The sequence below is a fragment of the Bradyrhizobium iriomotense genome (assembly GCF_018129405.1).
In the GTDB taxonomy this organism is placed as follows: Bacteria; Pseudomonadota; Alphaproteobacteria; order Rhizobiales; family Xanthobacteraceae; genus Bradyrhizobium; species Bradyrhizobium iriomotense_B.
The window spans coordinates 117,162-136,240 of the sequence record NZ_JAFCLP010000019.1; the positions used below are offsets into that span (position 1 = coordinate 117,162).

Here is a 19,079-nt window from a genome sequence, read left to right on the forward strand (position 1 = left end):
GGAACGGTGGGGTGTCAGGGTGCCGGGTTGAGCGGCAGCGGACTGGACGATGGATCACATCGCCGGGAACGCTGAACAGCTTCCGGGACACGGCCGCCGGTCGACTGGCTAGGTGTTGCTGCGCCATCAGGACGGCGTGCGCGGCGGTATCTGGACTGGTCTCCTCTGGGCCTGCCTTGTCATGGCGAATGCGACGTTTTGCACCTCTGGTTCCATCGCCTTGAGTCCGTCACCTTTCCGCGCATTTCTTGCGACAAGCGGCGTTCGTCCGCGATTTCCGGGAGTCCATCCATGATCGGTCTTGTTCGCGCCGTCACAATCTGCGCCGCGCTGGCGCTCGGCCTTTCGGCTGCGCAGGCCGCCGACAAGGCCTTCAAACGCGACGATCTCGCCGATTCCGCGATCAAGCTGGAGGCGCAGATCAAGAGCGAGGCGGGCCCGGTCGCCAAGACCAACGCGACGCTGCGCACGGATGCCGACGCCGCATTCCGGCGCAATGATTACCGCACCGGCCTGTCGGTGCTCGGCCAGATCGCGGCCACTACCCCTGACGATGCCGGCAACTGGCTGCGGCTCGCCAAGGTGATCTTTCAGATCTGGCCCAAGAACTCGAGCGAACAGACCTTCCTGCTGGAGCGCGCCTCGACCGCGGCCTACATCGCTTACATGCGGGCCGGCAATCCGGGCGAGGAGGCCGACGCGCTCGCCGTGCTCGGCAAATCGCTGGCCGAACGCAAGCTGTGGCGGCCGGCACTGGATTCGCTGCGGCTGTCGCTCGACCTGCGCGAGGTCGCTGATGTCCGCGGGCAATATGAGAAGCTGCGCGACGAACACGGCTTCCGGCTGCTCGACTACACCGTGGACTCGGATTCGGCGAGCCCGCGCGCCTGCTTCCAGTTCTCGGAGGAGCTCGCCAAGCGCACCGACTTCGCGCCGTTCCTGGCCCTCGCAGGGCAGGACAAGCCGGCGCTGTCGGCGGAAGGCAAGCAGCTCTGTGTCGACGGGCTGAAGCACGGCGAACGCTACAACATCAATCTGCGCGCCGGCCTGCCGTCCACGGTGAAGGAGGGGCTGCCGAAATCGGCCGAGTTCAACATCTATGTGCGCGACCGCAAGCCGTTCGTGCGCTTCACCAGCCGTGCCTATGTGCTGCCGCGGACCGGCCAGCGCGGCATTCCCGTGGTCAGCGTCAACACGCCCGCGGTCAACATCAACGTCTTCCGGATCGGCGACCGCAACCTGATCAACACGGTGGTCGACAGCGATTTCCAGAAGACGCTGTCGAAATACCAGCTCGGCGATCTCGGCGACGAGCGTGGCGTCAAGGTCTGGTCGGGCGAGCTTTCGACCGCGATGACGCTGAACCAGGACGTCACCACGGCATTCCCGGTCGACCAGGCGCTCGGCGAGCTCCAGCCCGGCGTCTACGTGATGACCGCCGCGGCCAAGGGCCCGGGCTCGGACGACGAATACCAGCTCGCCACGCAATGGTTCATCGTCTCCGACCTCGGCGTCTCCGCTTACTCCGGCAACGACGGCATCCACGTCTTCGTCAACTCGCTGGCTTCGACCGATCCGGTCGGCAAGGCCGAGGTGCGGCTGGTTGCCCGCAACAACGAGATCCTGGCGACGCGCAAGACCGACGATTCCGGTCATGTGCTGTTCGAGGCGGGCCTCGCGCGCGGCGAGGGCGGCCTGTCGCCGGCGATGCTCACGGTCACGGGCGAGAAGGCTGATTACGCCTTCCTGAGCCTGAAGACGTCTGCCTTCGACCTCTCCGACCGCGGCGTCTCGGGGCGCGCCGTGCCCGCCGGTGCCGATGCCTTCGTCTATGCCGAGCGCGGCGTCTACCGCTCCAGCGAGACCGTCTTCCTCACTGCGCTGCTGCGCGACGGGCAGGGCAACGCCGTGACCGGCGGGCCGATGACGCTGGTGGTCGAGCGCCCCGACGGCGTCGAATACCGCCGGGCCGTGCTGCCCGACCAGGGCGCCGGCGGCCGCACCCTGTCCGTGCCGCTCAACTCGGCCGTGCCGACCGGCACCTGGCGCGTGCGCGCCTTCACCGATCCGAAGGGCGCTTCGGTCGGCGAAACCACGTTCATGGTCGAAGACTATGTTCCCGATAGAATCGAATTCGACCTGTCCGCCAAGGACAAGCTGATCAAAGCTAATGCTCCAGTGGAGCTTAAGGCGGACGGCCATTTCCTCTACGGCGCGCCGGCCTCGGGCCTCCAGCTCGAAGGCGACATGCTGGTCGCGCCTGCGGCCGAGCGGCCCGGCTTTGCCGGCTACCAGTTCGGCGTCGCCGACGAGGAGACCACTTCGAACGAGCGCACGCCGCTGGAGAACCTTCCCGAGGCCGATGCCAACGGCGTCGCGACCTTCCCGGTGACGCTGGACAAGCAGCCGGCCTCGACGCGGCCGCAGGAGGCGCAGATATTCGTCCGCATGGTCGAGACCGGCGGCCGGGCCGTCGAGCGCAAGATCGTGCTCCCGGTCGCGCCCACTGCTGCGCAGATCGGCATCAAGCCGCTGTTCGGCGACAAGAACGTCGCCGAGGGCGACAAGGCCGAGTTCGACGTCGTGTTCGTCTCGCCCGAGGGCGAGAGGCTGCGCCGCGACGGCCTGCGCTACGAGCTCCTGAAGATGGAGTCGCGCTACCAATGGTATCGCCAGAACAATTACTGGGAGTACGAGCCGGTCAAGTCGACCTCGCGCGTCGCCGACGGTGACGTCACGATCGCTGCCGACAAGCCGTCGCGCATCTCGCTTAGCCCGCAGCCCGGCCGCTACAGGCTCGACGTCAAGTCGAGCGACGCTGACGGCCCGGTGACCTCGGTGCAGTTCGACGTCGGCTGGTACTCCGACGGCAGCGCCGACACGCCGGACCTGTTGGAGACCTCGATCGACAAGCCGCAATACGCCTCCGGCGACACCATGACGGTGTCGGTCAACGTCCGCAGCGCCGGCAAGCTCACCATCAACGTGCTCGGCGACCGCCTGCTGACGACGCAGACCATCGACGTCAAGGAAGGCACGGCGCAGGTGAAGCTCCCGGTCGGCAAGGACTGGGGCACCGGCGCCTATGTGGTGGCGACGCTGCGCCGTCCGCTCGATGCGGCGGCCCAGCGCATGCCGGGCCGCGCGATCGGCCTGAAATGGTTCGGCATCGACAAGCAGACCCGCACGCTGAGTGTGAAGCTGACGCCGCCGGCGCTGATCCGGCCCAACGCGATGCTGAAGATCCCGGTCAAGCTCGACGGGCTCAATCCGGGCGAGGACGCCAAGATCGTTATCGCTGCGGTCGATGTCGGCATCCTCAACCTCACCAATTACAAGCCCCCGGCGCCGGATGATTACTATCTCGGCCAGCGCCGCCTCAGCGCGGAGATCCGCGATCTCTATGGCCAGCTGATCGATGGCATGTCGGGCACGCGCGGCCAGATCAAGTCGGGCGGCGACGCTGGAGCTGCCGAACTGCAGGGCTCGCCGCCCTCGCAAAAGCCGCTGGCGCTTTATTCGGGCATCGTGACCGTTGCTGCGGATGGCACCGCGGAGGTGAGCTTCGATATTCCGGAGTTCGCGGGTACCGCGCGCGTCATGGCGGTGGCGTGGACCGCCACGAAACTCGGCCGCGCCAACACGGATGTCGTGATCCGCGATCCCGTGGTGCTGACCACGACGCTGCCGCGCTTCCTGCTCAATGGCGACCACGGCACAGTCAATCTGGAGATCGACAATGTCGAGGGCCAGGCCGGTGACTACGTCATCAACGTCAAGACGGGCGGCCCGGTGAAGATGACCGGCAATCCCGCCACCACGGTCAAGCTTGCCGCCAAGCAGCGCAACTCCTTCTCGCTCGCGCTCGATGCGACCGCGGCGGGGCAGGCGACGCTCGACGTCGACATCAAGGGGCCGAATGGCCTCGCGCTGGCGCGTCACTATGCGTTCGACGTCAAGGCGGCAACGCAGGTGCTGGCGCGGCGTTCGATCCGGACGCTGGCGAAGGGCGAGAGCCTGACGCTGACCTCGGACATGTTCTCCGACCTCGTGCCGGGCACCGGCAGCGTCTCGGTCTCGGCCAGCCTGTCGACCGCGCTCGATGCGGCGACAATCCTGAAGGCGCTCGACCGCTATCCCTATGGCTGCTCGGAGCAGATCACGAGCCGGGCCATGCCGCTGCTCTATGTCAACGAGCTCGCGGCCGGCGCGCATCTCGCCATGGACACCGAGGTCGACCAGCGCATCCGCGACGCCATCGAGCGGCTCCTGGCCCGCCAGGGCTCGAACGGCTCGTTCGGCCTGTGGTCGGCGGGCGGCGACGATGCCTGGCTGGATGCGTACGTGACGGACTTCCTGACCCGCGCCCGCGAGAAGGGCTTTGCGGTGCCGGACGTGCTGTTCAAGAACGCGCTCGACCGCATCCGCAACTCCGTCGTCAACGGCAACGAGCCGGAGAAGGACGGCGGCCGCGATCTCGCCTACGGCCTCTACGTGCTCGCCCGCAACGGCGCAGCTCCCATCGGCGATCTCCGCTATCTCGCCGACACCAAGCTGAACAACCTCGCAACCCCGATCGCGAAGTCGCAGCTTGCCGCGGCGCTAGCCCTGGTCGGCGACCGCAACCGCGCCGAACGCGTCTATGGCGCGGCGCTCGACAGCCTCGCGCCAAAACCGGTGCTGGAGTTCGGCCGCACCGACTATGGCTCGCAGCTCCGCGATGCCGCGGCGCTGGTGTCGCTCGCGAGCGAAGGCAATGCGCCGAAGGCGACGCTGACGCAGGCGGTGTCGCGGGTCGAGACCGCGCGGGGGCTGACGCCCTACACCTCCACGCAGGAGAATGCGTGGCTGGTGCTGGCGGCGCGGGCGCTGGCTAAGGAAAACCTCTCGATCGAGGTCGACGGCCAGCCGGTCAAGACCGCGCTCTATCGCAGCTACAAGGCGGATACGCTGAGCGGAAAGCCGCTGAAGATCACCAACACCGGCGATGCACCGGTGCAGGCGGTGGTCTCGGTGTCGGGCTCGCCGGTGACGCCGGAGCCGGCGGCGTCGAACGGCTTCAAGATCGAGCGCAGCTACTACACGCTCGACGGCAAGCCCGCCGACATCAGCAAGGTCAAGCAGAACCAGCGCTTTGCGGTGGTGCTCAAGATCACCGAGGCCAAGCCCGAGTACGGCCACATCATGGTGTCGGACTATCTGCCGGCGGGCCTGGAGATCGACAATCCGAAGCTGGTCTCGTCGGGCGACAGCGGCACGCTGGACTGGATCGAGGATGGCGAGGAGCCCGAGGATACCGAATTCCGTGACGATCGCTTCACCGCGGCGGTCGATCGGGCCTCGGATTCCAAGTCGGTCTTCACCGTCGCCTATGTCGTGCGCGCGGTCTCGCCGGGCAAATACGTGCTGCCGCAGGCCTATGTCGAGGACATGTACAACCCCTCGCGCTATGGCCGAACAGGGACGGGAACGGTCGAGGTGCGGGCGGCGAAGTGAGTGGTGGGATGAACGAAGCCAGCGAAGTCTCTCGTCATTCCGGGGCGGTGCGCAGCACCGAACCCGGAATCTCGAGGTTCCGGGTCTGGTCCTTCGGACCATCCCGGAACGACGACGGGAGAGGAGGGCGCACCATCATGCGTATCCTCTCCGCCGCCGCCTTCACCCTCATCCTTGCCATCACCGGCTTCGTCGCCTGGGTCTACTCCCTCGGGCCGCTCCCGCTCGACGAAGCGCGTCAGGTCTCCACCACCATCGTTGATCGCAACGGCAAGCTGCTGCGCGCCTACGCGATGGCGGATGGACGCTGGCGGCTGCCGGTCGATGCCAGGACCAATGTCGATCCGACCTATCTGAAGCTGCTCTTTGCCTATGAGGACCAGCGCTTCTACGCCCATGACGGCATCGATCCGCTGGCGCTGGGCCGCGCCGCGTTGCAGCTCGGAACGCGCGGCCACATCGTCTCCGGCGGCTCGACCATCACCATGCAGCTCGCCCGGCTGATGGAGCCGCGGCGGCAGCGCTCGCTCTACGCAAAACTGCGGCAGATGGTGCGTGCGATCGAGATCGAGCGCAGCATGAGCAAGGAGCAGATCCTCGATCTCTATCTCGCGCTGGCACCCTATGGGGGCAATCTCGAAGGAATCCGCGCCGCCTCAATCGCCTATCTCGGCAAGGAGCCGAAGCGGCTGTCGCTGGCGGAGGCCGCGCTGCTGGTCGCGCTGCCGCAATCGCCGGAGACGCGCCGGCTCGACCGCTTTCCCGAGGCGGCGCGCAAGGCGCGCGATCGCGTGCTGGATCGCATGGTCGAGGAGCATGTGGTCAGCGCAGACGACGCCAGGCAGGCCAAGGCCGCGCCGGTGCCGACATTGCGCAAGCCGATGCCGATCCTGGCGCCGCACGCCTCGGACACCGCGCTGTCGACCGTGAAAGACAATCCGGTCATCAAACTGACGCTGGATGCGACCTTGCAGAAAGTGCTGGAGCCGCTGGCGCGTGACCGTGCCATCGCGCTCGGGCCCAACATCTCGGTCGGCATCATCGTGGTCGACAATGAGAGCGGAGACGTGCTCGCGCGCGTCGGCTCGGCGGATTATTTCGATGAGAGCCGGGCAGGGCAGGTCGACATGACCCGCGCCATCCGTTCGCCGGGCTCGACGCTGAAACCCTTCATCTACGGGCTCGCCTTCGAGGACGGCTTCGTTCATCCCGACAGCTTGATCGACGATCGGCCGGTCCGCTTCGGCTCCTACGCGCCGGAAAATTTCGACATGACGTTCCAGGGCACGGTGCCGGTGAGGAAGGCGCTGCAATTGTCGCTGAACGTGCCGGCCATCGTGCTGCTCGACCGCGTCGGCTCGAGCCGGCTGGCCTCGCGGCTGCGGCAGGCCGGCGGCAACCTCATCTTGCCGAAAGACGAGACGCCCGGGCTTGCCATGGGCCTCGGCGGCGTCGGCGTGACGCTGCAGGATCTCGCGCAGCTCTATGCCGGCTTCGCCCGGCTTGGGACCACCAAGCCGCTGCGCGAGATCGTCACGGCCAAGGATGACCGCGAGCCGCTGCGGCTGCTGGATCAGGTCGCGGCGTGGCAGGTCGGCAACGTCCTGCTCGGCACGCCGCCGCCGGAGAACGCCGCCCACAACCGCATCGCCTTCAAGACCGGCACCTCCTACGGCTATCGCGATGCCTGGTCGATCGGCTTCGACGGCCGCATGACCATCGGCGTCTGGGTCGGCCGTCCCGACGGCGCGCCGGTTCCCGGCCTCATCGGCCGCGTCGCCGCGGCCCCAATCCTGTTCGACGCCTTTGCCCGGAGTGGCAAGACGCTGGCCCCCTTACCGAAGCCGCCCAAGGGAACTCTGGTCGCCAGCAACGCAAAATTGCCGCTGCCCTTGAAGCGGTTCCGTCCGGTCGGGGAACTGGTGCGGACTGGGGGCGAGCAGGCGCTGCATATCCAGTTTCCCCTGAACGGCTCGCGAATTGATGTCGATCGGTCGGGCGGTCCCGAGAGCGCCGCCATGCCCGTAAAAGTCGCCGGCGGGGTTTTGCCGATGACCGTCATGGTTAACGGCACGGCGCGCGGCGAGATCGACGGCCGCCGCCAGCGCCTGATCGATCCGCCCGGCCCGGGCTTTGCACGGCTCACCGTGATCGATGCCACGGGCGCCGCGGACACAGTTGTCATTCGAATTCAATGACCCTGCCTTAAGCGGTTGTGGCGATGGCGGTTTCAGCGTAAGCGGAACCAATGGCCGAGACCTACCCAAGCCCCCGTTTTGGAGCGCCCCGTGAGCCGAAATCGCCCGTGAATCCGGGCAGCCGGCTCGTGTCCATGTTCGATATCGCAACGGCCAGCCACGCCCGCGCGGTCGCCTTTCTGCTGCTGTGCGCGCTGCTGCTGTTCTTGCCGGGCTTCTTCACCATCCCGCCCGTCGATCGCGACGAAGCGCGCTTCGCCCAGGCCACCAAGCAGATGGTCGAGAGCGGCGACTATGTCGACATCCGCTTCCAGGAGGACGTCCGCTACAAGAAGCCGGTCGGCATCTACTGGTTGCAATCGGCCGCGGTCGAAGCCGCATCGGCGCTCAAGCTGCCGAAGGCCGAATTGCGGATCTGGGTCTACCGGCTGCCGTCGCTGATAGGCGCGATCGGCGCCGTGCTCATGACCTATTGGGCGGCGCTTGCTTTCGTCACGCGGCGCGCTGCCGTGCTCGCGGCGCTCCTGATGTGCGCCTCGGTGCTGCTCGGCGTCGAGGCGCGGCTCGCCAAGACCGATGCGATGCTGCTGTTTTGCGTCACCGCCGCGATGGGCGCGATGGCGCGGGCTTACCTGTCCTGGCAGCGCGCCGAGGACGAGACGCGTCCGCCCTGGAGCTGGCCCGCGATCTTCTGGACCGCGCTCGCCGTCGGCATCCTGATCAAGGGCCCGCTGATCCTGATGTTCGCCGGCCTCACCATCGTTGCGCTCGCGATCCTGGACCGCGATGCCTCCTGGCTGTGGAAGCTGCGCCCGCTCTGGGGCCTGATGTGGATGCTGGTGCTGGTGCTGCCCTGGTTCGTCGCGATCTTCTGGCGCGCGGGCGAGACCTTCTTCGCCGATTCCGTCGGCGGCGACATGCTGAGCAAGTTAGGGGCGCAGGAATCCCATGGCGCGCCGCCCGGCATGTACCTGGCGCTGTTCTGGATCACGTTCTGGCCGGGCGCGCCGCTGGCGGCGATGGCGGCGCCTGCGGTGTGGCGGGCGCGGCGCGAGCCCGGCGCACAATTCCTGCTGGCCTGGCTGATCCCGTCCTGGATCGTATTCGAGGCCGTGCTGACCAAGCTGCCGCATTACGTGCTGCCGCTGTATCCGGCGATCGCGATCCTCACCGTCGGCGCGCTGGAGCGGCGCGTGCTGTCGCGGTCCTGGCTGATGCGCGGCTCGGCCTGGTGGTTCGCGATCCCCGCGGCAGCCTCGATCATCGCGGTGGTCGGCGCGGTCATGCTGACCCGGCAGCCGGCCTTCGTGGCCTGGCCGTTCATCGCGGCCTCGCTGATCTTCGGCCTGTTCGCCTGGTGGCTGTTCGACACCAATCGCGCCGAGCGCTCGGTGCTGAACGCGCTGGTCGCGGCGCTGATGCTGGCGGTCGTGGTCTGGGGCATCGTGCTGCCGTCGCTGACCCCGCTGTTTCCGAGCATCGAGATCGCGCGGGCGCTTCGCAACGTCACCTGCGTCGGGCCGAAGGCGGCCGCCGCCGGCTATCACGAGCCGAGCCTGGTGTTCCTGACCGGCACGCAGACGCTGCTCACCGACGGCTCGGGCGCGGCGGATTTCCTGCGGCAGGGCAGCTGCCGCTTCGCGCTGATCGAGCAGCGTTCCGAGCGCAGCTTCGTACAACGCGCCGAGGCGATCGGGCTGCGCTACAAGGTCGGCGCGCGCATCGACGGCTACAATTTCTCGCAAGGGCGCGCGATCTCGATCTCGATCTTCCGTTCGGAAGGCACCGAATAGGATGTCGGCCCCGACCCATATCGCGCCGCGGGCGGGCTATCCCGCGCAGTTGCTCACGGTGTCGGGGCGTGCGCTGGCGCAGCTCGTGCGCTCGCCGTCGCATTCGCGTCGCGCCGAGGCCGCACGAAAGCTGGCACGGCACTCGCTGTGGCTCAGCATGGCGGGTGCGGCCCTGGTCATCGCGCTGATGCTGGCGTTCGACGGGACCGAGATCCAGCTGATGCCGGCGCGCGGCACGCCAAGCCTGTGGCCGATCCGCATCCTCACCGATTTCGGCAAGGACGAGTACGTGCTCTCGATATTGGGAGTTGTGTTGATTGTCGTGGCGCTCGTCGCGGCGGGACTTCACGGCACAAGCCGCGCGCTGCTGCTTGGCCTCGGCACGCGGCTTCAGTTCCTGTTTCTGTCCGTTGCCGTCTCCGCGTTCGTCGGCGAGATCCTGAAATACCTCATCGGCCGGGGGCGTCCGTTCGTCGGCGGCAAGGCCGATCCCTTCAACTTCATCCCGTTCGAGGGGTCGGGAGCCTATGCCAGCCTGCCGTCAGGTCATGCGATCGCGGCGTTCGCGCTGGCGTTTGCGGTCTCCGCACTCTGGCCGCGGCTGCGCGTGTTCATGTTCACTTACGCAATCGTGATCCTGCTGACACGGCTCGTGCTGCTCGCGCATCACCCCAGCGACGTCATCGCCGGAGCTCTGGTCGGCTTGGTCGGAGCCATGGCGGTCCGCTATTGGTTTGCAGCACGCCGGCTCGCCTTTGCCATCCGTGCCGACGGCACCATCGTGCCACTTCCGGGGCCGGTCACAGGGCGCCTCAAAAGGGTTGCCCGCGGGGCATCCGCCCCATAAAAGCGGCTGCCTGCCGGGGCCGCCGGTTCCCTGAGGGGCAGGCCAATTCCAACCACGAGCCTCGATTTGTCGACGTCCCAGCCTTCGGTTTCCATCGTCGTTCCCGTGCGCAACGAAGCCGACAACATCGCGCCCCTGATCGAGGAGATCACTTCGGCGCTCGACGGCCGCTGGGATTACGAGATCATCTACGTCAATGACGGCTCGACCGACACGACCGGCGAGCGGCTCAAGGCCATCATGGCGCAACGGAGCAATCTGCGTCAGATCCGCCATGCCAGATCAGGCGGCCAGTCGGCCGCGGTGCGCAGCGGGGTGCGCGCCGCGCGCGGCGTGATCGTGGCAACCCTCGACGGTGACGGACAGAACAATCCGGCCTTCCTGCCGGACCTGATCGCTGCGGTGGAAAAAGGGGCGGGCCGGGTCGGCCTCGCCGCGGGCCAGCGCGTCGGACGCAAGGACACCGGCTTCAAGAAATTCCAGTCGCGCGTGGCCAACAAGGTCCGCAACGCCATCCTGAAGGACGGCACGCGCGACACCGGCTGCGGGCTGAAGGCGTTCCGCCGCGAGGTGTTCCTGATGATGCCCTATTTCGATGGGCTACATCGCTTTCTGCCGGCGCTGGTCCGCCGCGAGGGCTACGACATCGCCTATGTCGACGTGATCGACCGGCCGCGCCGTTCCGGCGTGTCCAACTATGGTTTCTTCGACCGGCTCTGGATCGGCATTATGGATCTCGTCGGCGTGTGGTGGCTGATCCGCCGCAAGAAGCCGACACCAGATGTGACTGAGGTGAACGCATGATCATTCAATACGGTCAGGCGCTGAGCAACTATCTCTACGACGTCTTCGTCGCCAAGTTCGACTTCTGGCTGGCGTTCGGCCTGGTCGCACAGCTGTTCTTCACTGCGCGCTTTCTCCTGCAGTGGATCGCGAGCGAGCGCGCCGGCAACAGCGTGGTGCCGATGGCGTTCTGGTTCTGCTCGATCGGGGGCGGGATGATGACGCTGGTGTACGGCGTCGTGAAGCGCGAGCCGGTCATCATCCTCGGGCAGGGGCTGGCGACCATCATCTATGTTCGCAACATCATGCTGATCTGGAAGAACCGCGGCAGCGCGTCGAAGACGCTGGATCGCTGACCAGGGGCCGAGGGCGGCAAGGCATCCGGATGGTCCAATCGGCATGCGCAAGTCACCGATAGTTCTGTTCGTATCGGTTGTTCTGGTCGGCCTGGTCCTGCTCGGGCTCGGCATTTTCGAGCTCGGCGCTACCATCGCTTTTCTCGCGAGAGCCGAGCAGACGGAGGCGCGTTTCGCCGGCGCCGTCGCGCGCAGCGGCGGAAATCATGGCGGGACGTTTCTCTATCCGACTTTTCAATTCACGACGCGCGACGGCCGCGCGATGACGTTCACGTCCTCGTCGGGGTCGACGAGCCAGCCCTATGCGGACGGCGAGCGCGTCAGGATCGCCTACGATCCCGGACGCCCTGAGGATGCGCGGCCGCTGTCGTTCCTGACGCTTTGGATTGCTCCGATCCTGCTCTGCGGCGCCGGCCTGCTTCTGTCGGGAGGCGCTGTTCTCGTTCGCGCAGCCTTAGCGCGGCAGCACTGATGCTGCGCCTGAGGCGGGCAGGGTGGCCGTCTCGGCCTCATGCCTGCGATAGGGCTCGCCGGCCGCATCGAGCACGGGATAGGCGACCGAGCAGATATGCGAGTGGATGCGACGCAGATCGCGCAGCACGTCGAGATGCAGCGAGGTGGTCTCGATGGTCTCGGGCCGGCCCTCGCGCAGGCGGTCGAGATGGCGCTCGACGGCGGCGAGCTCGGTGTTCTTCAGCGTGGTCTTCTCCACCAGCAGCTTGCGGGCTTCGTTGGCATCGCCCGACATGAACACGCCGAAGGCGATCCGCAGCGATTCCATCGTGCGCTTGTGAAAGGCGGCGAGCTCCTCGGCGCCCTCGGCCGAGAACTGGAAGCGGCGCTTGATCTTCTTGGTCGCAAGCTCGCTCAGGCTCTTGTCGATGATGTCGCCGATATGCTCGAGGTTGATGGCGAAGGAGACGATCTCCATCGCGCGCCGTCCTTCGCTCTCGTCGAGGCTGCCGCGCATGAGCTTGGTCACGTAGAGCTTGATGGCCTCGTCCAGACCGTCGACGGCATTGTCCATCTTCGAGACCTGATCGACCAGCGCGCGGTCGCCCGTCATCATCGCGGTCATCACCTTGCGCAGCATGATCTCGACGAGGTCGCCCATGCGCAGCACCTCGCGGGCGGCGTCGGCCAGCGCCAGTGACGGCGTCTCCAGCGCGCTCTCGTCGAGATAGCGCGGCCGTGCCGGGTCGGTCTCCTGCACGCGATCGGGCAGCAGCCGCGTCAACAGGCGCGACATGGTGTCGAGCAGGCCGATGAAGATGACGGCGGTGCCGAGGTTGAAGGCGATGTGGAAGGCAGCCGTCATCTTCGCGAGATCCGGCTGCCAGGCATGCATGTGGGCGGCGATCACGTTCAGGAACGGCAGGACGAGCGCGATCCCGACCACGCGGTTGACGAGATTGCCGACCGGCAGGCGGTAGCTCGCGGGATCGTCGCGCCTGGCACCTTCGAACACGGGATTGATGGCGCTGCCGAGATTGGCGCCCAGCACCAGCGACAGCGCCGCCTCGGGCGAGATAAACTGCGAATAGGCCAGCGACATGATCAAGAGCACGCTGGCGACGCTCGAATGCACCGCCCAGGTGACGAGCGCGGCGATGACGATGCAGAGTACGGGATCGCCCGTGATCGCCGACATCACAACGCGCATGCCGGGTGCGTTCTCCGCCGGCGCCATCGTGTCGAGCAGGATGTGCAGCGACAGCAGCATCAGGCCGAGGCCGATGCAGACACGGCCGATGTCCTTGATCCGGGAGCGCGGTCCGGAGCGGAAGGCGACGAGGCCGAGCACGAACAGCACGGGCGCGACAGCGGCGATGTTGAACGACAGCACCTGCACGATCAGCGTCGTGCCGACATTGGCCCCCAACATGATGGCGAGCGCGGCGGCAAGGCTGACGAGGCCCTCAGCTGCGAACGAAGAGGTGATCAGGGCGGTCGCCGTGCTGCTCTGGAGCAGCGCAGTGAGCGAGAGCCCGGCGGCGAACGCGCTGATGCGGTTGCCCAGCGCCTTGCCGAGCAGCCGCCGCAGGTCGGGACCGAACGCGCGCAGGATTCCGCTGTGGACCATGTGCAGTCCCCACAGCAACAGCGCAACGCCGCCCATCAGATCGAGCAGAACCAACGTACCCATGCTCCGTGTCCGGATTGGAGTCGATTGGTGAGGCTAGCGCCAAACGTCCGCGGATCAACCCTTTGTTGGCGCGTCGGCGTTAACGTTTGCCTCGGTTGCCCGTTCCCGCGGCGCGATGCCTTGTGAGCAGGCTCACATTGCTGCCTTGAGGGCAGCGAAGCCGCGATCGAGATCGGCCTTGAGGTCGTCGGTGCTCTCGAGTCCGATGTGGAGTCGCAGAGTCGGGCCGCCCGGCGCCCACTTGGTCGCGGTGCGATAGGCGTCGCAATCGAACGGAATCACGAGGCTCTCGAAGCCGCCCCACGAGAAACCCATGCCGAACAGCTTGAGCGTATTGAGCATGGTGTCGACGGCCTTCTGCGGCGCCGGCTTCAGCACGATGCTGAAGAGACCGGAGGCGCCGGTGAAGTCGCGCTTCCAGATCGCGTGGCCGGGATCGGTTTCGAGCGCGGGATGCAGCACGCGCGCAACCTCGGGACGGGCAGCCAGCCAGCGCGCCATGTCGAGCCCGGAGCGGTGATGCTGCGCCAGCCGCACCGACAGCGTGCGCAGGCCGCGCAAAGCCAGGAAGACGTCATCGGGGCCGGCGCATACGCCGAGCAGGCGGATGCCTTCTGAAATCTGCGGCCAGGCCTTGGCGTTGGCCGAGATGGTGCCGAACATGATGTCGGAATGGCCGCCGATATATTTGGTGGCGGCCTGCATGCTGATGTCGACGCCCTGTTCGAGCGAGCGGTGATAGAGCGGGGTGGCCCAGGTGTTGTCGTCGATCACGAGCGCGCCGCGCCCATGCGCAACTTCGGCAATGGCGCGGATGTCGGGCATCTCGAAGGATTGCGAGCCCGGCGCCTCCACCAGCACGGCGCGGGTGTTGGGCTTGAACAGTCCGTCGATGCCGGCGCCAATCAGCGGATCGAAATAGGTGGTCTCGACCCCATAGCGGGTCAGCATGCCGTTGCAGAAATTGCGCGAGGGCCGATAGACGTTGTCGACAACCAGAATATGGTCGCCGGCCTTCAGCACCGAGAGCAGGGTGGTGGAGATCGCCGACAGCCCCGACGGCACGATGCCGACGCCGGCGCATTGCGGCCCCTCCAGCGCCATCAGCGTGTCCTGGAACGCCCTGGTCGTCGGGGTGCCGTGGCGGCCATAGGTGAACTCGCCGCGATGGGCATGGAGGTCCTCGGCGGTCGGATAGAGCACGGTCGAGCCGTGGAACACCGGCGGATTGACAAACCCCTTCTGCGCCTTGGTGTCGCGGCCGGAGGTGACCAGCCGGGTCTCGGCCTGTTGCTGGGAGGGGTGCGAGGAATCCATGCGTCTGCTTTCAAAACCGCGTTTCCGCCGGGGCGCTTTGCACCAAACGGGCCGGCCGAAAGGCCGCTGTCGTTAATAACAGAACACAGAAGAGTCCCGTCAACCCCTTGACCCGGCTCGCCAGTCGTTCTGTGATGCGCAGGTGCTATTCAGTCGCCGCATGTTGAGGGGCCTGCCGCGACCTTCGATCCATCGTCTGACCGGACCTTGCGCCACGGCCATAACGGCGGGCGCCTGCGGCGGGGATTAAGGTATGGCCTCCCGAGATCGGCGAGTGTTCGGCAAGGTTTCCCAGCATGACTCTTGCAAGGCTCCCCCTGGCAGAGACGATCCTGAGACAACATTCCTGACCTTGAGACGACTTTGAAAGGCCTTCAGCCCATGAAACGCGTAACCTTGGCTCTCACTCTCGCTCTCGCCGCTGGCCTCTCTGCCCAAGCCGCCGACGCGCAAACGCTCAAGACCGTCAAGGACCGGGGCACACTGTCCTGCGGCGTCAGCCAGGGCCTGCCGGGCTTCTCCTCGCCCGACGACAAGGGCAACTGGACGGGGATCGACGTCGACCTCTGCCGCGCGATCGCGGCCGCCATCTTCAACGATCCGACCAAGATCAAGTTCGTGCCGCTGTCCGCCAAGGATCGCTTCACGGCGTTGCAATCGGGCGAAGTCGACGTGCTCTCGCGTAACACGACATGGACCATCTCGCGCGACACCTCGCTCGGCGCCAATTTCACCGGCGTCACCTATTATGACGGGCAGGGCTTCATGGTGAAGAAGTCGCTCAAGGTGAATTCGGCGCTCGAACTCAACAGCGCCTCGGTTTGCGTCCAGACCGGCACCACCACCGAGCAGAATCTCGCCGACTACTTCAAGGCCAACAACATGAAGTACGAGGTGATCGCGTTCGCCACCAACGACGAAACGGTCAAGGCCTATGAAGCTGGCCGCTGTGACGTCTTCACCACCGACCAGTCGGGCCTCTACGCCAACCGCCTCAAGCTCGCCAATCCCAACGACCACATGGTGCTTCCCGAGATCATCTCGAAGGAGCCGCTCGGGCCGATGGTGCGCCACGGCGATGACCAGTGGTTCGACATCGTGAAATGGACGCTGTTCGCGCTCGTCACTGCAGAAGAGCTCGGCATCACCTCCAAGAATGTCGACGAGAAGGCCAAGCTGGAAAATCCGGAGCTGAAGCGCGTGCTCGGCAGCGACGGCAATTTCGGCGAGCAGCTCGGACTGACCAAGGACTGGGTGGTGCGGATCGTGAAGGCTACCGGCAATTACGGCGAGGTGTTCGACCGCAACGTCGGCGCCGGCTCGCCGCTCGCCATCAATCGCGGCCTCAACAATCTCTGGAACAAGGGCGGTCTTCAGTACGCGCCGCCGATCCGCTGATCTGCACGATCCGCGGCTGCGATGAGCACCGAGGCCCGTAAACCGCCACCCCAGATCGCGCTGAAGATCAGGCGCGCTCTGGGGGGCAAGTCCGGCTGGAACGGCATCGTCGTCCAGTTTGCCTTCGCGGCGATCCTCGGCTGGATTGGCTACGAGATCGTCTCCAACACCCGCGCCAACCTCGAGAACCAGCACATTGCCGCCGGCTTCGGCTTCCTCAGGAACAATGCCGGCTTCGACGTCAACCAGACGCTGATCTCCTACACCGGCTCGGACACGTTCCTGCGCGTGTTCGTGGTCGGGCTTCTCAACACGCTCGTGGTCTCGGTGGTGGGCATCTTCTTCGCCACCGTGATCGGCTTCATCGTCGCGCTGTGCCGGCTCTCGCCCAACTGGCTGCTGTCGCGCGTCGGCGAGATCTATGTCGAGATCATCCGCAACCTGCCGCTGCTGTTCCAGATCCTGTTCTGGTACCTGGCGGTGCTGGCGGCCCTGCCCAATCCGCGGCAGAGCATTTCGCTGCTCGGCATCGCCTTCATTAGCAATCGCGGCCTCGTCATTCCCCGCCCGATCGGCGAGAGCGGGTTCGAGCCGTTCCTGGCGATGCTGGTCCTCGGCATCGTGGTCTCGCTGGGCTTGCGCTTCTACGCCAGGCGTGCGCTGTTTGAGCGGGGGCAGGTGATCCGCATCTGGCCCTCTGTGCTGGCCTTGCTGTTCGGGCTTCCGCTGGCCACGATGCTGGTCTTCGGTCTGCCCTTTACCTTCGAGCTGCCGCAGCTCAAGGGATTCAATTTCGCCGGCGGCTCGCGGATCATCCCGGAATTCGTGGCGCTGACGGTGGCTCTGTCGACCTATACCGCCGCCTTCATCGCCGAGATCGTACGCGCCGGCATCCTGTCGGTGCACAAGGGACAGATGGAGGCGGGGTCTTCGCTCGGCCTCAGCCGCGGCGCCACGCTCCGGCTGATCGTCGTGCCGCAGGCCATGCGGGTCATCGTGCCGCCGCTGACCAACCAGTATCTCAACCTCACCAAGAACTCCTCGCTGGCGGTCGCGATCGGCTATCCTGACCTCGTCTCCGTGTTCGCCGGGACGTCGCTGAGCCAGACCGGGCAGGCGATCGAGATCATCGCCATGACGATGGGCATCTATCTCTTGATTTCCCTCGTCACCAGTGCCGTCATGAGCGTCTATGGTTGGCGCGTCAGCCGGAGCCTTGGCGCATGACCGATCTTGCCTCATCCTCCTTCGTCCGGCACGATCTGGTGAACGAGCGTCCCGCGCCGGTGAAGACCACGGGCTTCATCGGCTGGGCGCGGACCCGCCTGTTCAACTCGCCGACCAACATCCTGCTCACGATCCTGGGCGCCTTGCTGCTCTGGTTCACCATCGTTCCCAGCGTGAAGTTCCTGATGGTCGATGCGGTCTGGAGCGGCAACGATCGCACGGCTTGCCTCGCCGAGAACGCCGGTTTCGCGGTCGGCGCCTGCTGGCCCTATATCCAGGCCAAGCTGCCGCAACTGATCTACGGCTTCTATCCCGAGGCCGAGCGCTGGCGGGTCAACCTCACGTTCGTCCTGGCGGCGGTCCTGCTGGTGCCGATGCTCATGCCCCGCCTGCCGGCCAAAGGGCTGAACGCCGGCCTGTTCTTCTTCGCTCTTCCCGTGGTCGCCTTCTTCCTGCTGCGAGGCGGCGGCATTTCCGGCTTCGGCCTGAGCTGGACCGCCGGCCTGCTGGAGCTGTTCGACGACAGCATCATCGGCGCCGGAAACGTCCTGCTCAATCTCAGCAAGACCTCGGCCATCGCGCCGCTGCTGTGGGTCATCGGCAACCTGATCTTGCTGGTCGGCACGGCGATCCATTGGCTTGTCTTCCCACTGATCTGGCTGCGCGACCAGATCCAGGGCTCGGGCCAGTCGGTCTGGGCCGACTTCGCCATCACGACGGCCGTCGTCTCACTGATCGCCTTCGTCCTCGGGGGCGGCCTGCGCACCGGGTGGCGCGCGCTGGCCGCGAGCATCGCGACCTTCGTCGCCATTGCGATCGTCATCAAGCTGATGGGGCTCGACCACGGCGGACTGCCCATCGTTCTGACGAATTTGTGGGGCGGGCTGCTGGTGACGCTGGTGGTGTCCGTCACCGGCATCGTGACCTCGCTGCCGATCGGCATTGCGCTCGCGCTCGGCCGCCGTTCGACCATTCCGCTGATCCGGATCTTCTCGATCGCCTTCATCGAATTCTGGCGCGGCGTGCCGCTGATCACCGTGCTGTTCTTCGCGACCTACATGCTGCCGCTGTTCCTGCCCGGCAATTTCACCGTCGATGGCCTGGTGCGCGCGCTGATCGGCATCGCGCTGTTCACCGGCGCCTACCAGGCCGAGAACGTCCGCGGCGGACTTGCCGCGATCCCGCGCGGGCAGGGCGAGGCCGCAGCGGCGCTGGGACTGTCCTGGTGGAAGACGACCTCGTTGATCGTGTTGCCGCAGGCGCTGCGCCACGTCATTCCGAACCTCGTCAACAGCTTCATCTCGCTGTTCAAGGACACCTCGCTGGTCTCGATCGTGGCGCTGTTCGACCTCCTTGGCTCGCTTCGCGCCTCGTTCTCGGATCCGAAGTGGTCGACGCCATCCACGGCGTTCACCGGCTTTGCCTTCGCCGGGATCATCTATTTCATCTTCTGCTTTGGAATGTCGCGCTACTCGCTGTTCGTCGAGCACCGCCTCAACGCCCACCGCCGCAACTGAT

At 66.2% G+C, this 19,079-nt stretch carries 12 protein-coding genes; 10 read left to right on the forward strand and 2 right to left on the reverse strand.

The genetic code is table 11. The features are described 5' to 3' along the window. Positions 1-291: 291 nt before the first annotated feature. The 7 genes from JQ592_RS30000 (at position 292) to JQ592_RS30030 (ending at position 11,945) form a co-directional block, all read left to right on the forward strand. Entirely contained in the window at positions 292-5,496 is a 5,205-nt protein-coding gene (locus JQ592_RS30000) for an alpha-2-macroglobulin family protein (protein WP_211406373.1), read from the forward strand. A 137-nt stretch (positions 5,497-5,633) separates the two neighbouring features. Then, a complete protein-coding gene (gene pbpC, locus JQ592_RS30005) occupies positions 5,634-7,694 on the forward strand; it encodes a penicillin-binding protein 1C (protein WP_211406374.1) in 2,061 nt (686 codons plus the stop codon). 50 nt (positions 7,695-7,744) lie between these two features. Continuing rightward, positions 7,745-9,487 (forward strand): ArnT family glycosyltransferase, encoded by a 1,743-nt coding sequence (locus JQ592_RS30010; protein ID WP_211406375.1) that lies wholly within the window; start codon positions 7,745-7,747, stop codon positions 9,485-9,487. A 1-nt stretch (position 9,488) separates the two neighbouring features. After that, on the forward strand, positions 9,489-10,334 hold the full coding sequence (locus JQ592_RS30015) for a phosphatase PAP2 family protein (RefSeq protein ID WP_211406376.1): 846 nt from the start codon (positions 9,489-9,491) through the stop codon (positions 10,332-10,334). 66 nt (positions 10,335-10,400) lie between these two features. Continuing rightward, positions 10,401-11,138, forward strand: coding sequence for a glycosyltransferase family 2 protein (locus tag JQ592_RS30020; RefSeq protein ID WP_211406377.1), 738 nt, complete (start codon positions 10,401-10,403; stop codon positions 11,136-11,138). Further along, a complete protein-coding gene (locus JQ592_RS30025) occupies positions 11,135-11,473 on the forward strand; it encodes a lipid-A-disaccharide synthase N-terminal domain-containing protein (protein ID WP_211406378.1) in 339 nt (112 codons plus the stop codon). Before JQ592_RS30020 ends, JQ592_RS30025 begins: the two co-directional genes overlap by 4 nt. A gap of 43 nt (positions 11,474-11,516) precedes the next feature. Further along, on the forward strand, positions 11,517-11,945 hold the full coding sequence (locus tag JQ592_RS30030; RefSeq protein ID WP_211406379.1) for a DUF3592 domain-containing protein: 429 nt from the start codon (positions 11,517-11,519) through the stop codon (positions 11,943-11,945). Here JQ592_RS30030 and JQ592_RS30035 read toward each other — a convergent pair. Then, entirely contained in the window at positions 11,928-13,619 is a 1,692-nt protein-coding gene (locus JQ592_RS30035) for a Na/Pi cotransporter family protein (protein ID WP_211406380.1), read from the reverse strand. The genes JQ592_RS30030 and JQ592_RS30035 overlap by 18 nt on opposite strands. 132 nt (positions 13,620-13,751) lie before the next feature. Beyond that, positions 13,752-14,936, reverse strand: coding sequence for a cystathionine beta-lyase (metC, locus tag JQ592_RS30040; protein WP_211406381.1), 1,185 nt, complete (start codon positions 14,934-14,936; stop codon positions 13,752-13,754). 381 nt (positions 14,937-15,317) lie between these two features. Between metC and JQ592_RS30045 the strand changes: the two genes are divergently transcribed. From JQ592_RS30045 to JQ592_RS30055, 3 genes are read left to right on the forward strand one after another with little or no spacing between them, the layout of a single operon-like run. Beyond that, a complete protein-coding gene (locus tag JQ592_RS30045; protein ID WP_211406382.1) occupies positions 15,318-16,334 on the forward strand; it encodes an amino acid ABC transporter substrate-binding protein in 1,017 nt (338 codons plus the stop codon). Between the two features lie 21 nt (positions 16,335-16,355). After that, entirely contained in the window at positions 16,356-17,561 is a 1,206-nt protein-coding gene (locus JQ592_RS30050) for an amino acid ABC transporter permease (RefSeq protein WP_211406383.1), read from the forward strand. Beyond that, positions 17,558-19,078 (forward strand): amino acid ABC transporter permease, encoded by a 1,521-nt coding sequence (locus JQ592_RS30055; RefSeq protein ID WP_211406384.1) that lies wholly within the window; start codon positions 17,558-17,560, stop codon positions 19,076-19,078. The genes JQ592_RS30050 and JQ592_RS30055 overlap by 4 nt, the downstream gene beginning before the upstream one ends. Position 19,079: the final 1 nt, after the last annotated feature.

Bases quoted from the DNA above. Each gene is read 5' to 3' on its own strand.
- JQ592_RS30000 (WP_211406373.1), top strand. From the start codon at position 292: ATGATCGGTCTTGTTCGCGCCGTCACAATCTGCGCCGCGCTGGCGCTC.
- pbpC (WP_211406374.1), top strand. From the start codon at position 5,634: ATGCGTATCCTCTCCGCCGCCGCCTTCACCCTCATCCTTGCCATCACC.
- JQ592_RS30010 (WP_211406375.1), top strand. From the start codon at position 7,745: ATGGCCGAGACCTACCCAAGCCCCCGTTTTGGAGCGCCCCGTGAGCCG.
- JQ592_RS30015 (WP_211406376.1), top strand. From the start codon at position 9,489: ATGTCGGCCCCGACCCATATCGCGCCGCGGGCGGGCTATCCCGCGCAG.
- JQ592_RS30025 (WP_211406378.1), top strand. From the start codon at position 11,135: ATGATCATTCAATACGGTCAGGCGCTGAGCAACTATCTCTACGACGTC.
- JQ592_RS30030 (WP_211406379.1), top strand. From the start codon at position 11,517: ATGCGCAAGTCACCGATAGTTCTGTTCGTATCGGTTGTTCTGGTCGGC.
- JQ592_RS30035 (WP_211406380.1), bottom strand. From the start codon at position 13,619: ATGGGTACGTTGGTTCTGCTCGATCTGATGGGCGGCGTTGCGCTGTTG.
- metC (WP_211406381.1), bottom strand. From the start codon at position 14,936: ATGGATTCCTCGCACCCCTCCCAGCAACAGGCCGAGACCCGGCTGGTC.
- JQ592_RS30045 (WP_211406382.1), top strand. From the start codon at position 15,318: ATGAAACGCGTAACCTTGGCTCTCACTCTCGCTCTCGCCGCTGGCCTC.
- JQ592_RS30050 (WP_211406383.1), top strand. From the start codon at position 16,356: ATGAGCACCGAGGCCCGTAAACCGCCACCCCAGATCGCGCTGAAGATC.
- JQ592_RS30055 (WP_211406384.1), top strand. From the start codon at position 17,558: ATGACCGATCTTGCCTCATCCTCCTTCGTCCGGCACGATCTGGTGAAC.